15 protein-coding genes are annotated in these 14,932 nt (G+C 71.5%); 5 read left to right on the top strand and 10 right to left on the bottom strand.

Going from position 1 to position 14,932, the window contains the following annotated elements; genetic code table 11:
• Positions 1-33 precede the first annotated feature (33 nt).
• From ND450_RS11630 to ND450_RS11640, 3 genes are read right to left on the bottom strand one after another with little or no spacing between them, the layout of a single operon-like run.
• The gene (locus ND450_RS11630) at positions 34-372 is read right to left on the bottom strand and encodes a DUF4387 domain-containing protein (protein ID WP_253326155.1); all 339 of its coding nucleotides are present in this window, start codon (positions 370-372) and stop codon (positions 34-36) included.
• Complete coding sequence (locus ND450_RS11635; protein ID WP_253326156.1) at positions 365-1,735, bottom strand: acyclic terpene utilization AtuA family protein; 1,371 nt, start codon at positions 1,733-1,735, stop codon at positions 365-367. Before ND450_RS11635 ends, ND450_RS11630 begins: the two co-directional genes overlap by 8 nt.
• Positions 1,736-1,758: 23 nt before the next feature.
• On the bottom strand, positions 1,759-3,009 hold the full coding sequence (locus tag ND450_RS11640; RefSeq protein ID WP_253326157.1) for an MFS transporter: 1,251 nt from the start codon (positions 3,007-3,009) through the stop codon (positions 1,759-1,761).
• A 99-nt stretch (positions 3,010-3,108) separates the two neighbouring features.
• Here ND450_RS11640 and ND450_RS11645 point away from each other — a divergent pair, with 99 nt between their 5' ends.
• From ND450_RS11645 to ND450_RS11655, 3 genes are all read left to right on the top strand, one after another.
• Entirely contained in the window at positions 3,109-3,831 is a 723-nt protein-coding gene (locus ND450_RS11645) for a GntR family transcriptional regulator (RefSeq protein WP_253326158.1), read from the top strand.
• Between the two features lie 119 nt (positions 3,832-3,950).
• Entirely contained in the window at positions 3,951-4,664 is a 714-nt protein-coding gene (locus tag ND450_RS11650; protein WP_253326159.1) for an anti-sigma factor domain-containing protein, read from the top strand.
• Positions 4,665-4,708: 44 nt separating this feature from the next.
• Positions 4,709-5,092: an NAD-binding protein gene (locus ND450_RS11655; protein ID WP_253326160.1), complete on the top strand. Its 384-nt coding sequence runs from the start codon at positions 4,709-4,711 to the stop codon at positions 5,090-5,092.
• 62 nt (positions 5,093-5,154) lie between these two features.
• On the opposite strand, the gene ND450_RS11660 is transcribed toward ND450_RS11655, so the two are convergent.
• Together ND450_RS11660 and ND450_RS11665 are read right to left on the bottom strand one after the other, a co-directional pair.
• Complete coding sequence (locus tag ND450_RS11660; RefSeq protein ID WP_253326161.1) at positions 5,155-5,808, bottom strand: fasciclin domain-containing protein; 654 nt, start codon at positions 5,806-5,808, stop codon at positions 5,155-5,157.
• An 83-nt stretch (positions 5,809-5,891) separates the two neighbouring features.
• Complete coding sequence (locus tag ND450_RS11665) at positions 5,892-7,394, bottom strand: molybdopterin-dependent oxidoreductase (protein ID WP_089918044.1); 1,503 nt, start codon at positions 7,392-7,394, stop codon at positions 5,892-5,894.
• An 83-nt stretch (positions 7,395-7,477) separates the two neighbouring features.
• Between ND450_RS11665 and ND450_RS11670 the strand changes: the two genes are divergently transcribed.
• On the top strand, positions 7,478-8,368 hold the full coding sequence (locus ND450_RS11670) for an SMP-30/gluconolactonase/LRE family protein (RefSeq protein ID WP_253326162.1): 891 nt from the start codon (positions 7,478-7,480) through the stop codon (positions 8,366-8,368).
• On the opposite strand, the gene ND450_RS11675 is transcribed toward ND450_RS11670, so the two are convergent.
• Positions 8,365-10,389: a serine/threonine-protein kinase gene (locus ND450_RS11675; RefSeq protein ID WP_253326163.1), complete on the bottom strand. Its 2,025-nt coding sequence runs from the start codon at positions 10,387-10,389 to the stop codon at positions 8,365-8,367. The genes ND450_RS11670 and ND450_RS11675 overlap by 4 nt on opposite strands.
• Before the next feature lie 209 nt (positions 10,390-10,598).
• Here ND450_RS11675 and ND450_RS11680 point away from each other — a divergent pair, with 209 nt between their 5' ends.
• On the top strand, positions 10,599-11,030 hold the full coding sequence (locus ND450_RS11680; RefSeq protein WP_253326164.1) for a MarR family winged helix-turn-helix transcriptional regulator: 432 nt from the start codon (positions 10,599-10,601) through the stop codon (positions 11,028-11,030).
• Positions 11,031-11,033: 3 nt separating this feature from the next.
• On the opposite strand, the gene ND450_RS11685 is transcribed toward ND450_RS11680, so the two are convergent.
• The 4 genes from ND450_RS11685 to ND450_RS11700 form a co-directional block, all read right to left on the bottom strand.
• On the bottom strand, positions 11,034-11,315 hold the full coding sequence (locus tag ND450_RS11685; RefSeq protein ID WP_089918049.1) for a LuxR C-terminal-related transcriptional regulator: 282 nt from the start codon (positions 11,313-11,315) through the stop codon (positions 11,034-11,036).
• 168 nt (positions 11,316-11,483) lie between these two features.
• Positions 11,484-12,704, bottom strand: coding sequence for an ROK family transcriptional regulator (locus ND450_RS11690; RefSeq protein ID WP_253326165.1), 1,221 nt, complete (start codon positions 12,702-12,704; stop codon positions 11,484-11,486).
• A gap of 48 nt (positions 12,705-12,752) precedes the next feature.
• Positions 12,753-13,760 carry a sugar phosphate isomerase/epimerase gene (locus tag ND450_RS11695; protein ID WP_253326166.1) on the bottom strand — a complete coding sequence of 336 codons (1,008 nt, stop codon included), beginning with the start codon at positions 13,758-13,760 and terminating at the stop codon, positions 12,753-12,755.
• A gap of 15 nt (positions 13,761-13,775) precedes the next feature.
• The gene (locus tag ND450_RS11700) at positions 13,776-14,912 is read right to left on the bottom strand and encodes a Gfo/Idh/MocA family protein (protein ID WP_253327899.1); all 1,137 of its coding nucleotides are present in this window, start codon (positions 14,910-14,912) and stop codon (positions 13,776-13,778) included.
• Between the last annotated feature and the right edge of the window lie 20 nt (positions 14,913-14,932).

Here is a 14,932-nt window from a genome sequence, read left to right on the forward strand (position 1 = left end):
TCGCGCAATCTTAGGGTCGTGCCGCCACCCGCCTCACACGGGCTCGGGCGAGACGGGGCGCAGTGCCGCCAGCGGGACGTGGTGCTGTCCCGCGTGCACGTCGCGGTCGTGCAGCCCGGCCTGGGACACCGGCCTGGGGAACGAGATCTTGACGACCTTCAGCGCCGGGATGCGGAAGATCTGGACGTCCTCGGCGCGCACGGCGTACAGCGCCGCGATGACGTCCTCGTTGACGTTCTCCGGCGCCGCGGCCAGGGCGTACCCCGCCTCGTCGCGCATGAACAGCTCCATCGTGACCCAGAACGGCCCGGCGTTCTTGGACCGGACCTCCAGCGCGAGGTCCCCGAAGGTCGGCGTGCTCTGGTCAGTCATGGGTGCGGGCCTTCCGGAGGTCGATGCGGAACATCTCGGTGGGGGTGCGGGTGTCGACGACGTGGTTGAGCACGAACTCGTAGACCGGTCCGCGTTCGGTCTCGGCGGGGGACGTCGCGAACGCCAGGCTCGGCAGGTAGTCCATGTCGGGCGTCGGCAGGTGCAGCATCAGGGGGTTCGCGACCTTGGCGGCGGCGGTCGCGAGCTCCTGGGTCGCGGCGCGGACGAGCAGCATCACACCGATCTCACGCGGCGGACGGCTCGCGGGTTCGAGGTCACCGAGGACCGCGTCGTAGCCGTAGCGGCGCAGGTCGTAGGTGTACTCGCTGCCGTCGAGCCCGAGCGTCTGGGCGACGCGCTCGGTGAAGATCTTGTCGAACAGCTTGGTCCACGCCTCGATGTTCGCGAGGATGTGCTCGTCGCGGATGGCGGTGAACGACATGGTCTCGTAGCCGGTGATCCTGGCGCCCTCCAGCTTGACCGTGTGCTGGTCCGCGAGGTGGAACAGCGATCCCTCGACGCGGACGCGCCGGTCGTCGAGCGCCGTGTAGGTGGCGTGCTCGACGTCGAGCTCACCGGCGGGCTCGCGCATCCGGAACGGGTTCACCGTCTCGTAGAGCATGTGCGCCGCCACGGAGATCGGCGTGCACGCGGCGTCGGGGTCGAGCGGCTCGATGGTGAAGCCGTCCTCGTCGATCGTCGCGAGCACACCGCCCGTGCGCGGGTTCGTCGTGCACTGGCCGCCGCACTCGACGATCTTCGCCGCGTGCCACGACGGCCCGGCGGGCATGCCCTTCATCAACGGGAACGCGGCCGCGACGGCGGTGTCGGTCGCGCGGCCCGCGAGGACGACGTCGGCTCCGGCCCGCAAGGCCTCCTCGATGGGTTCGTGGCCCATCATGCCGACCACGTGGGTGCAACTGTCCACAGTGGCCTCGTCGAGCTCGCGGGCCGGTGCCAGCGGGTGCACGGCCCCGGCGCGCAGGCGGGCCTTGAGGAAGTCGGCGCGCTGTTCGCTGCGAATCGTCGCCACCGACAGGTCGAGGCCCTCCTCGCACAGGATGTCCTCGACCATCCCGGCCACCCAGTCGACACCCGAGTCGGTGCCGCTCGTGCCGCACGACCCGACGACCAGCGGGATGCCCGCCTGCGCGGCGGCGCGCAGCAGGACGCGCAGGTCCCTCGCGACCGCGGCGGCAGTCGTCTTGGGGGTGCCGGAACCCAGGTAGTGCGGGCCGGAGTCGGTCGAGCCCGCGTCGACGGAGATCACGTCGGCACCGAGCTCGAGTCCGCGGTCCACCGTGGACTGCGCGAACCCGGCGCCGAGCATGCCCGTGGGCGACAGGACGCGGACGGCTTTCATGAGCGAGATCCTTTCGGAGGTGTTCAGAGAGAGGTCGCGTGCCGGCGCACGAGGACGCCGACGCGCAGGATCGCGGCGGTGGCCAGCGCGGTGACCAGCGCGATGTCGAGGAGCATGTACCGCCAGCCGGTGACGTCGACCATCGCGCCGACGATGCCCGGCCCGACGAACCCGCCCGCGGCCCAGCTCACCGTGTAGAGGCCCGTGTAGACGCCGATCACGCGAGCCGACGGCGCCAGGTTCCACAGGACGACGGCGGCGTTGATCAGGAAACCGGACGCCCCGGCCGCCGCCACGCAGAAGGCGACCACGGTGGCGGTGGGGGTCGGCACGAGCGTGCCGCACGCGAGCGCGACACCGAACACCGTCATGCCGATGGTCATGGTGCGGACGCGCCCGATGCGTTCGGCGAGCAGCGCGGCGGGGTACGCGGCGACGAGGAACGCGATGCCGCTGGGGAACGTCAGCGACCCGGCCTGGCCGCGGGTCAGGCCGAGCGCCTCCATGCCGTACGGCGTGAAGAGCGACCGCGACGAGAACCAGGCCGACGCGAACAGCAGCACGGCGGTGACGACGAGGAGCCGGCTGCGGTCGCGGTCGCCGAAGATGTCCTTCACGACGTCGAGCAGGCGGGCGGTGGGCTCGTCGGTCGAGTCCTCGGTGAGCGAGAGCTGGTAGCCCCTCGACGTGTTGTCCCGCACCTGCCAGACGAGGACCGCCGTGCACGCCAGCATCAGCAGTGCGGGCACGGTGAACGCGAGCTTCGGGTGCTCGTCCACCAGCAGCGCGCTCACGAGCGCGGACACGATGACGGTGAGCCCGGACGCGATCTTGACGACGGCGTTGGCCCTCCCCCGCCGCTCCGGCTCGATGAAGTCGGGCAGCAACGCCTGCGCGATCGGCTTGAAGCTGTTGCCCACCAGCGCGTACACGAAGATCACCGCGATCAGCGACGGCAGCGCGGTCGCCAGCGGGATCAGCGTGAACAGCACCGCGGCGAGCGGCATGCCCACCGCGAGGTAGGGGATCCGGCGGCCCCACCGCGTGCGGGTGTTGTCCGACCGGTTGGCGATCCACGGCTGGACGAAGATGCCGAGCAGGTTGTCCATGCCCATGAGCAGACCGACCAGTGCCGTGCTCGCGATGTGCTCGCGCAGCAGCGGGGGCACCTGCGCGTCGTAGAAGTCCCAGGTCGCCTCCTGGGCGAACACGGCGAGCGCCACGAAGAACGTGATGCGCCGGGTGAGCCGCCTGTCCGCGGTGAGTGCTGGCACGAGAGCCTCCGTTGGCTCGGGAACGTGTCGCCACAAACTAGGATGCTATAGCAAAACCGTCAAGCAATAGCTTAGCTCGTTGACGTAGTATCGGCTCCCGTGACAGCCGACGAAGATCCGCGCGAGACGCTGGCCGACCGCGCCTACCGCACGGTCGGGGACGCCATCAGCGCGGGCGAGCTGGCACCCGGCGAGAAGATCACCGAACGCGGCCTCGCCGAACGGCTCTCGATGAGCCCGACCCCCGTCCGCGAGGCGATCCGCCGCCTGGAGCAGGACGGCCTGATCAGGAGGACCGGCCCGCGCACCGTCGTGGTCGCGGACATCGGCAGCACCGCCGTCGAGGACCTGGCCGAGGTGGAGATCGCGCTGCGCGGCCTCATCGCCCGCTTCGCCGCCCGCCACGCGACCACGGCCCAGCTGGACGACCTCGACGCGATCCTCGACGAGGCCGACGACCTGCTGATCGTCATCAAGCAGCGCGACGCCGAGGACCGCCCCGTCGAGAAGCACCTCAACACCCTGCTCGACACCATGCAGCGCTTCAACGACGCCGTGGCCGCCTGCGCGGGCAACGCGGTCCTGGTCAGGCTGCTCGAGCAGACCAGGGTCTTCACCAGAGCCGAGCGCCGCACCCGCACGCTCGAACGGGCGCGCGCCGACCACCGGTTCGGTCTCGACCGCTACACCACGCACCGCGCGCTCGTCCGGGCCCTGCGGTCCGGTGACTCCGCGGCGGCCGAGCAGATCGCGATCGACGACGTGCGGGGCGGCCTCGCGGACCTGCGGCACGAACCGGGCCGGGTCACGCGCCGCCGGTGACGGGACCGGCACCCCCGACCGCACCCGCCCGGGTGGTGTCCACTTCGGACTCCAACTTCGCCGCCCCCGGCGGCAATCCGGTCATCGGACGGTTCCGAACCAGCACCGTGAACCCGGGAATGACGCGTGCGCTCGACCCGCACCTGCCGACCGGTGCTCACGCACTCGGTGCGCTGCCCGACGCCGAGCGGACGGAGTTCGAGGCCCACCTGAGCGGCTGCCCCAGCTGCACCGCAGAACTGGCCGGCCTGCAGCACACCGCCGCCCGGCTCGGCGCGGCGGTCGCCCAGGCCGTTCCCGGTGACCTCCGGCCGCGCGTGCTGGACGCCGTCCGGTTCGCGCGCCAGATACCCGCGGTCACCGAGGTCTCGACGGTGTCCTCGCGGCGCCAGGGTCTGCGCCGCGCGGCCGCGCTCATCTCGGTGGCCTGCGTGGCCGCCGCGGTCGTGGCCGGCACGTACGGCGCGTTGTCGACGTCGACCGTCACGCCGGTGGCCACCGCTCCGCGCACCCGTGTCGGTGACCTGCTGGCGGCGCCGGACCTGCGGCTCGTCGCCGGGCGGTCCCGGGGCACGGTGGCGATGTCGAGCAGCCGGGACGAGATGCTCTTCCTGGCGGAGCACCTGCCCCCGCTGCCGCACGGCCGGGTCTACCAGCTGTGGCTGGTGGACGGCCACGGGCCGCGGTCGGCGGGCACGAGTCCGGCCGGCGAGGTGATCTCGCTGCTGACCAGCGGTGTCAACGGTGCGGCCGAGGCGCTGCTCACCGTCGAGCCGGTCGGTGGGTCACCCGGTCCGACGGGGTCACCGGTCGTGAGCGTCGACCTTCACTGAATCGGACGCCAATCCGTTTCCACGCGGGCGCCGAATCACCGGTCGTGACCGATCACATCCTCGTCATCGGCTACGGCGACACCGGGCGCCGTGCCGTCAACGCCGTGCTGGAGGCTCAGCCGGACGCGCGGCTGACCGTGCTGGACACCGACTTCCTCGCGGCCGCCGAGGCCGCGGCCAACGGTGCGACCGCGGTGGTCGGGGACGGGCGGGACAGATGCGCCCTCGACGAAGCCGCCGCCGACCTCGCCGACCGGGTCGTCATCGCCGTGCCGGACGACCTCAACGCGTTCCTGATCACCCGCGCGCTGCGGCCGGTCAACCCCGACACCGCGGTCGTGGTCGTCATCCGGGAACCGGAGAACCACGCCATCTTCTCGTCCGAGGGCACGCTGACAGTCCACATGGGACAGCTCGGCGATCGCTAGAACTCCGGGAACCACGCCGTGTGCGTGGTTCCCGGAGCCGCGATGCCGTTGCCCTGGAGATGTCAGGCGGGCATCAGCACCGAGTCGATGAGGTACACGGTGGCGTTGGCGGTCTTCACGCCGCCGCAGATCACGTTGGCGTCGTTGACCTTGATGGCGTCGCCGGAGCCGGTGACCTTCACGGTGCCGGTCTGCACGGTCTTCTGGTCGCCCGCGATCTTGTCGGGCGTGATCTGGCCGGGGACGACGTGGTAGGTCAGGATCTTGGTCAGCAGCGCGTCGTCCGTCTTGAGCGTCTCGATCGTCGCCGCGTCGATCTTGGCGAACGCGGAGTCGACCGGCGCGAACACGGTGAACTCGCCGCCGTTCAGCGTCGAGACGAGGTTGACCTTCGGGTTCAGCTTGCCCGACACCGCGCTGACGAGCGTGGTGAGCAGCGGGTTGTTGCTCGCGGCGGTGGCGACCGGGTCGGCGGCCATGCCGCTCACGGAACCGGCACCGGACGGGACCTGCTTCGCGTAGTCGGCACAGCCAGGACCCACCAGGTTCGCCGCCGGGTCCGCCATGGCCGACGAGGACGGAGCCATCGAAGTGGGTGCGGCGGCGGACGAGCTGCTGCCGCTGCTGGCCATGTCGCCCGAGCCGCACGCCGCGCCGAACAGGGCGAGCGAGGCGGCGCCGAGGGCCAGGACGGTGTTGCGGACGGTCTTGTTCATGACAGGACATCTCCCAAGGGTTTTCGGGCTCTGTTGCTGGTGATTCGGTGCCGGTGCGGGAACGGATTGGTGCACTGGCACGGTCAAGAACCGGCGACCGACGTGAAGACCATCGAGTGCCAGCCGGTGGCGCCGTCCGGGATCGGGGCGGCGCGCTCGTTGGTCTGCGTGTAGCCCTTGCGGTCGGTGGCACGGCATTCCACGGTGTGGTTGCCTTCCTTCAGGTCCAGCTCGATGCGCCACATCCGCCAGGTGTCGACGTTGACCTCGGTGCTGAGCGTCGCCTCCTGCCACGGGCCGCCGTCGACGCGGACCTCGACTCGGTCGATGCCGACGTGCTGCGCCCACGCGATTCCCGCGGCGACGAACTTGCCCGCCGGCACGCGTTCGAACGACTTCGGCCGGTCGATCCGCGACATGACCTTGACCGGGGCCTTCTTCCCCCAGCCGCGCTGGGCCCAGTACGGGTCGAACGCGTCGAAGGTCGTGAGTTCCGCGTCCACCAACCACTTCGTCGCGGAGACGTAGCCGTAGAGGCCGGGAACGACCATGCGGACCGGGAATCCGCGTTCGAGCGGCAGCGGTTCGCCGTTCATCCCGATGGCCAGCAAGGCGTTCGAGCCGGGCGCCATGATCGACTCGACCGGCGTGCCGCACGTCCAGCCGTCCACGCTGCGCGTCGCGAGCTGGTCGGCACCGGGGCGCACCCCCGCGTCGCGCAACAGGTCGGGCAGCGAGACGCCGATGAAGTTCGAGGTGGAGATGTACGGTCCGCCGACCTCGTTGGACACGCAGACCAGCGTGATGGTCTTCTCCACCAGCGGACGCCGCAGCAGGTCGTCGTAGGTGAGCACCATTTCGTTGTCCACCATGCCGTGCACGCGCAACCGCCAGTCCTCCGCCCGCAGGCGGGGGATGCTGAGCGCGGTGTCGACGCGGTAGAACTTCTCGTTCGGTGTCAGGAAGGTCGGCGTTCCCTCGCGGGAGAAGTCGGCGCCGAACGGGATCTCCGGAGCCTTGTCCCGCGGCCGCAACGTGATGCCGCGCCGCGACGCCTCGACGTCCACCCGTCCGGCGAGGAACTGCCCCGCCACCGCCGAGACACCGGCCCCCGCGGCGATCGCGGCGGTCGTCAGCAGGAACTTCCGCCTGCCCGGCACCTCGGCGGGGGCGAGCGACCACAGCCAGCGGAAGACCACGACACCGGCCACGAGGCTCGCGATCGGGGCGATCACCGACCACCCGGTCGTGGTCGGCCTGGCCAGCACCGCCGCGATCCCGAGCAGCCCCAGCACCCCGGCGAGCGCGGTGCCGGGCCACGGGCTGCGGCGCGACAGGAGTCCCGCCACCACGCCGAGCACCGCGAGCACGACGGCCATGCCGCCCAGCAGCACCACCTTGTCGTTCTCGCCGAACGTGCGGATGGCGAAGTCCTTGACCGGGTGCGGGGTCAGGTCGATCGCCGTGTTGCCGACCGCGAGGAACGGTGACGCCAGCGGGCTCACCAGCCCCGCGACGAGGTGTCCCGCCGCCAGCGCCGCGGCCACCGCCACCAGGCCGATGAGAACGGATCGTGTTGCCTTCACGCGAGTGGTTCGAAACGATCCCCTGACCGGATTGGCGTTCCTCGTGAATCCGGCGGATCGGGTGACGGCTTCCGGGAGTGGTCATGGACGAGGTCAAGGCGGAGTTCGTCGTCCTGGACGAGCGGTTCGCGCGCGTCAACGGCGACGAGTGGCTCCAGCGCCTGCACACCGGCTGCCGGTGGACGGAGGGCCCCGCGTACTTCCCGGCCGGCCGCTACCTGGTGTTCAGCGACATCCCGAACGACCGCGTGCTGCGCTGGGACGAGACCACCGGCGTCGTCGGCGTCTTCCGCGACCCGGCCGGATTCCACAACGGACACGCGGTGGACCGGCAGGGCAGGCTCGTCAGCTGCGAGCACGGCAACCGGCGCGTGACCCGCACCGAGCACGACGGCTCGACCACCGTCATCGCGGAGACGTTCCAGGGCAAGAGGTTCAACAGCCCCAACGACGTCGTCGAGTCCTCGGACGGCGCGATCTGGTTCACCGACCCCAGCTACGGCATCGACAGCGACTACGAGGGCCACCAGGCGTCCAGCGAGATCGGCGGGTGCCACGTCTACCGAGCCGACCCGTCCGACGGAGCGGTGACGGTCGTGGCGGACGACTTCGACCGCCCGAACGGCCTCGCGTTCTCCCTGGACGAGTCACTGCTGTACGTCACCGACACGGGCGCGGATCCCAGCCACATCAGGGTCTTCCAGGTGTCCGGGGGCACGCTCTCCGGCGGTGAGGTCTTCGCCGTCGCCGACGCCGGCGGCTACGACGGCATCCGCCTCGACGCGACCGGGCGGCTGTGGGCCGCGGCGCACGACGGCCTGCACTGCTTCGCGCCGGACGGCACCCGCATCGGCAAGCTCCGGATCCCCGAGGTCTGCTCCAACCTGACCTTCGGCGGACCGCGGCGCAACGACCTGTTCATCACCGCGTCGAGCTCGGTGTACGCGCTGCGGGTGAACTTCACGGGTCCCTAGTTGGGGTTCGACAGGATCATGGAGTTCCACCACAGGTCGAGCTTGTCGAGGACGTTGATGTCACCAGGCCTCTTCAACACGCCGATCGTGAGCGTCTTGCTGTCGACCCACCACACCTGGGCGTTGCCGTCGGCGATGAAGCACGTGGTGAACTCGCCGGGCAACGGCCCGGCGGTGTTGCGGTAGTAGAGCGCGTAGTGGATGACGTCGACCTTGGGCCGGCACCCGCCGCGGTCGTCCATGCGCGGAATCCCCCGGCTCGTCACCAGCCCCAGGAAGTACGCGTCCTGCGCCGCGCGGTCGGCGAACAGCCGGAACTCGGACTCGGCCGGTTTCGCGTAGATGTCGTCGTCGGGACCGTTCGCCCTGGTGCACCGGACGGCGGCGACCGGTCCGTTGTCGGGCTTGACGGGCACGCAGGAGTTGACGGCGGTCTTGAAGACGCCCGGCAGCGCGGCCAGCAACGCGTCGTCCTGCGGCGACCGGGTCGTGGTGGTGGTCGGCGGCGCGCTCGACGTGCTCGACGTGCTGGACGGGGTGGTCGTGGTGCTGGTCGAGGTGCCGGAGCCGAGGGTGTTCTCGCGGTTGCCGATGATCAGGGCGGTGGCGACGATCCCGGCCACGACCGCGATGACGCCCCCGACGAGGGCCGCGCGCCTGGCCGGGGAGGTGGTGCGGGTGCGGTTCGGCGGGTAGGGCTGGGGGTGCACGGGCTGGGGGCCGGTGTGGAACGCCGGTGGTCCCTGCTGGGGTGTGGTCGGCCTCGGGAACTGCGCGGAGCCGAGCGGCCCCGCCGCGGCGGCCCGCGGCCAGCCTCCGGGTGGTGTGGCGTGCGCCGCCTGGCCGGCGGGTGGTGCCTGAGGGGTGAGGGGACGGACCTGACCGGCGTTACCGGCAGGTGCCACGCCGACGCCAGGTGCGACAGGCCCGCCGTGCGCCACAGCGGCACCCGGAGCTGCCTGCCCACCCACTACCGCAGCGGCACCAGACGCGGGCTGCCCACCCGGTGCCCCTGCGGCACCGGGCACGGCCTGCTCACCCGGCGGCGTCGCGGGACCAGCCGCTCCCGCAGCGCCACCAGGCATGGGCTGCCCACCCGGCGGCGTCCCAGGCCCAACGACTCCCGCCGCCCCACCCGGCGGCGTCGCAGGCCCGACCACTCCGACCAGCCCCGCCACCCCGGCCATCCCGACAGCCGCAGCCGACCCCGTCAGCGCCTGAGCCGCCGCCTGGGCGAACTCCCCCGCACTCGCGTACCGGTCGTCCGGGCTCTTCGCCATGCCCTTCGCGATCACGCCGTCCAGCGCCGGCGGCACGGAGGGGTTCAGCGGCGACGCCTTGGGCGGCTCCTCCTTCATGTGCGCCCAGATCTGGGCGGCGGTGCCCTCCGCGGTGAACGGGCGGCGGCCCGCCAGGCACGCGAACAGGACGCAGGCCAGGGCGTACACGTCGGCGCGGCCGTCGACCGGGCCGCTCTCGAAGCGTTCCGGAGCCATGTAGTCGAGGGTGCCGACCACCGAACCCGAGGCGGTCAGGCTGGTGGCGGCCGGGGAGGAGCTGCGGGCGATGCCGAAGTCGACCAGGTACACGAAGTCGCCGGCGGCCACGAGGATGTTGGACGGCTTGACGTCGCGGTGCACGAGGCCGTCGGCGTGGGCGGCGTCGAGGGCGCTCGCCACCTGCTCGACGATGCGGACGGCTCGCGCCGGGTCGAGGGTCCGGCCGTTGATCAGGTCCGACAGGTCGGAGCCCTCGACCAGGCGCATGTCGAGGTAGAGGCGGTCGTCGATCTCGCCGTAGGCGTGGATCGGGATGACGTGCGGCTCGCGCAGCCGTGCGACGATCCGCGCCTCGCGGCGGAAGCGGGCCCGGTAGTCCTCGTCGTCGTGGTAGCCGGGCGAGAGCCTTTTGAGCGCCACGATGCGGTCGTGCGTCGTGTCGTAGGCCCGGTGCACCTCGCCCATCCCGCCGCGACCGAGGAGCTCCTCGATCCGGTACGGCCCGAACGTCTCTTCCGTCATCGTCTCCGTGTCCCGAGCGCGTTGTTCCGTTCGAACCGACGCGTGCCGACGGCTGCTGGTTCCGCCGGAAGCACGTGTCGACAGCCTACAAATCACGCGGTCGGACGGTGTGCGGAAGCCAGGCGAAAGCCCTGCTGATGCGGTGACGGTTCCGGCACGTCCAGCGACATAAGGATGCTTATCTAAGCATCGTTGGTTAAGCTGGTGCCGTGAAGCACCACCCAGCCGAAGTCGGACTCGCCGTCAAGCGCCTCCAGCACCGCCACCACCGGGCGATGAGCCAGGCGCTCGCCCCGCTCGGGCTGTCCCTCGTGCAGTGGGACACCCTGCGCCACCTGCAGCGCCAGCCCGATGCCTCACTGCACGACCTGGCCGTGCTGACGTTCCAGACCGACCAGTCGTTCGGGTCGCTCGCGGTGCGCATGGCCGAGCGCGGGCTCATCGAACGGGTCCCCGGCCCCGGCCGGGCGGTGCGGCACCGGCTCACCGAGGAGGGCGCCCGGCTGCTGAACGAGGGTCAGGTGCTCGCGGAACGGGTCGTGCGGTCGTCGTTCAGCGCACTGACGGCCGAGCAGCTCGACCAGCTCGGCGACCTGCTGGACCTCGCACTCGGGAACGACCCCGCGGCGGACGAGGACTGACCCTCACTCCACCGCGAGCCACTCCAGCTCCGCCGCCAGCACCCCGAGCTGGAACCGCGACTGCACGCCGAGCATCGACTGCAGGCGTGCGATCCGCCGGTTCAGCGTGCGCAGACTGACGTCCAGCTCACGGGCGATCGCGCGGTCGGTCGCGCCGGTGCGCATGAGCCGCAGCAGGTGCTGCGTCGCCACCGTGGGCTCGCTGCCCACGGAGACCGCGTGATCTGCGCTGGGACGCGGCGCCGGGACCGAGGCCACTCCCAATGTCGTGCGGGTCACAGCCATATGACGACGGTATGTCCGACTATTGGCGGCAGTCAATCAAAAGTCGGGCACGTTGAGGTCACAAAGCCCGTGACTTACGGATGTACCCCGCCGTTACTACGAGACAGACGCGCGAAGGCCCTCGTGCGCGCCGCACGAGGGCCTTCGAGAAGCCCTGACCAAGCACGCCTACGTCGCGTGCGACGACACCATCTCTCCTGCGGAAACACCGGCGGCGACGGCGCCCAGCCGTGCGTCCAGGACCTCCGGCGACAGCACGTGCCGCACCACCATCGCCGCCGCGCCCAGCGCCCCGGCCGTGACCCCGGCGCCCGACGCGACGATCCGCAGGTTCTCCGTGGCCAGGGGCAGCGAACGGCGGTAGATCGACTCGCGCACGCCCGCCAGCAGCATCTCCCCCGCCTCCGCGAGCAGCCCGCCGATGACGACGAGCGACGGGTTGAACATGCTCACGCAGCCGGCGAGCACCTCGCCGATGTCCCTGCCCGCCTGCCGCACGACGCGGCCGGCCTCGAGGTTCCCCGACCGGACGAGGTTCACGACGTCGGCCGTCGAGTGCGCGGGGTGGCCGAGGCCGCGCAGCTTCGCCGCGAGGGCGGGACCGGCGGCGACCGCCTCCAGGCACTCGGTGTTGCCGCACCGGCACAGCACCTCGGCCCCCTGTGGCACGCGGATGTGCCCGAGGTCGCCCGCCGCGCCCGCGGCACCGCGGTGCAGGACGCCGTTGCTGATCAGACCCGCGCCGATGCCGGTGGCGGCCTTCACGACGATCATGTGCCGCACGTCCGGGTGCGAGGCGGTGTGCTCGCCCAGCGCCATGAGGTTGACCTCGTTGTCGACGAGCACGGGCACGCCGAACTCCGCCCCGATCGCGGCGGGCACGTCGAACCCGTCCCAGCCCGGCATGATCGGCGGGTTGTTCGGGCGGCCGGTGGAGTGCTCGACCGGGCCGGGCAGGCCGATGCCGACGCCCGCGATCTCCGCGGGCTCGACGGCCGGCAGCATCGAACGCCAGGTCGCGACGAGCAGCGGCAGGATCACCTCCGGCCCGTCCGCCACGTCGAGCTCGACCTGTTCGACGGAGAGCAGGCGGCACGCCAGGTCAGAGACGGCGACCGTGGCGTGCGTGGCGCCCACCTCGGCGGCCAGCACGAGGTGGGCGGTGGGGTTGAACCCGAAGCGGCCCGCGGGACGCCCGCCGGTGGACTCCCCCGTCCCGCTGTCGCTCACCAGCCCGGCGGCCACGAGCAGGTCCAGCCTGGCGCGCACCGTGGACCGGGCGAGGCCGGTCGCGGCCACGATCTCCGCTCGGGTGCGCGGGCTGCCGTCCATCAACAAGCGCAGCACAGCGGCCGGCGATCCCGCCTCGACACCCAAGGTGCTCTCCATCGAACAATTGTCACATCGGTTCCAAAAGGCCGTGCACAACGGCCGGGGTCAGCCGCCCGAGCTGAACGCGGCGTCGAACGAGGCCGACGGCGGGTCGAAGGCGTTGCGGCGGATGAACTCGATGGCCTCGGGCGCCCCGACGAGCCGGTCCATCCCCGCGTCCTCCCACTCGACGCTGATGGGCCCGGAGTAGCCGATCGTGTTGAGCATCCGGAACGACTGCTCCCACGGCACGTCACCACGCCCGGTGGAGACGAAGTCCCAGCCGCGCCGGGGGTCCGCCCACGCCAGGTGCGAGCCCATCCGGCCGTTGCGGCCGTTGCCGAGCTGACGGCGGGCGTCCTTGCAGTCGACGTGGTAGATCCGGTCGCGGAAGTCCCACAGGAACCCGACCGGGTCGAGGTCCTGCCACACGAAGTGCGACGGGTCCCAGTTGAGGCCGAACGCGGGCCGGTGCCCGATGGCCTCCAACGCGCGCACGGTCGTCCAGTAGTCGTAGGCGATCTCGGACGGGTGCACCTCGTGCGCGAACCGGACGCCGACCTCGTCGAAGACGTCGAGGATCGGGTTCCAGCGGTCGGCGAAGTCCTGGTACCCGGCGTCGATCATCGACTGGGGCGCCGGCGGGAACATCGCGACGGTCTTCCAGATCGACGAGCCGGTGAAGCCGACGACGGTGTCGACGCCCAACCGAGCCGCGGCCCGCGCGGTCGTCTTCATCTCCTCGGCCGCGCGCTGCCGCACGCCCTCCGGGTCCCCGTCACCCCAGTTGCGGGCGGACAGGATGCCCTGGTGCCGCTCGTCGATCGGGTCGTCGCAGACGGCCTGGCCGGTGAGGTGGTTGGAGATCGTCCACACCTTCAGGTCGTGCTTGGCGAGGATCGCGAGCCGGTCCGCGACGTAGTCGTCGTCCTCCGCCGCGCGCCACGGGTCGAGGTGGTCGCCCCAGCAGGCGATCTCCAGGCCGTCGTACCCCCAGCCCGAGGCCAGGCGGCACACCTCCTCGAACGGCAGGTCGGCCCACTGGCCCGTGAACAACGTGATCGGACGTGCCATCTCCCTCATCCCTCCTCAGACCTGCTGCCACGTGCCGGACGACGCGCTGCCCTCGACGGCCGCGAGGACGCGCTGCACCTGGAGCCCGTCGGCGAACGTCGGCGTGGGGTCGGTGCCCTCGGCGATCGCCCGCACGAGGTCGACGGCCTGGTGCGTGAACGCGTGCTCGTAGCCCAGCCCGTGCCCGGCGGGCCACCAGGCGCCGACGTACGGGTGCTGCGGTTCGGTGACGAGGATCCGGCGGAACCCCGACACCGCCGGATCCTCCGTGCCGTCGAAGAACTCCAGCACGTTCATGTCCTCGAAGTCGAACGCGAGGCTGCCCGCCGAGCCGTTGACCTCGATGCGCAGCGCGTTCTTGCGGCCGTTGGCGAACCGCGTGGCCTCGAACGAGCCGAGCGCGCCGGAACCGAAGCGCGCCAGGAACAGCGCGGCGTCGTCCACGGTGACCGGCCCGGTCTCGTCGGAGGCCGTCCCCGACAGTCCGGAGTGGCTGGTCGCGAGCGGACGCTCCGGCACGAACGTCACGAGCGTCCCCATCACCTCGCTGATGGTGTCACCGAGGATGAACTGGGTCGCGTCGACGATGTGCGCGCCGATGTCGCCCAGCGCGCCGGACCCGGCCTTGTCCTTGTCGAGCCGCCAGGACAGCGGCGCGGCCGGGTCGACGATCCAGTCCTGCAGGTACTGCGCGCGAACGTGGTGGATCCGCCCGAGCCTGCCCTGCGCGACCAGGTCGCGGGCGAGGCCCAGGGCGGGCACCCTGCGGTAGCTGAACCCGACCATCGCGCGCACACCGCGTTCGGCGGCACGGGAGGCGGCCTCGGCCATGGCGACCGCTTCGTCGACGCTGTTGGCCATCGGCTTCTCGCACAGCACGTGCTTGCCCGCGTCCAGGGCGGCGACCGCGATCTCGGCGTGCGTGTCGCCCGGCGTGCAGATGTCCACCACGTGCACGTCGTCGCGGTCCAGCACGGACTTCCAGTCGGTCGTCGAGTCCGCCCAGCCGAGCCGCTCGGCGGCGGCCCGGGTCCGGTCGGCGTCACGGCCTGCCAGCACGGACATCACCGGGTGCACGGGGAGGTCGAAGAAGCGCGGCGCGACCCGCCACGCCTGGGAGTGCGCGGCTCCCATGAAGGCGTGGCCGATCATCGCGATGCCCAACGGCGTCG

Source organism: Lentzea sp. HUAS12 (assembly GCF_024125735.1).
Taxonomy (GTDB): domain Bacteria; phylum Actinomycetota; class Actinomycetes; order Mycobacteriales; family Pseudonocardiaceae; genus Lentzea; species Lentzea albida.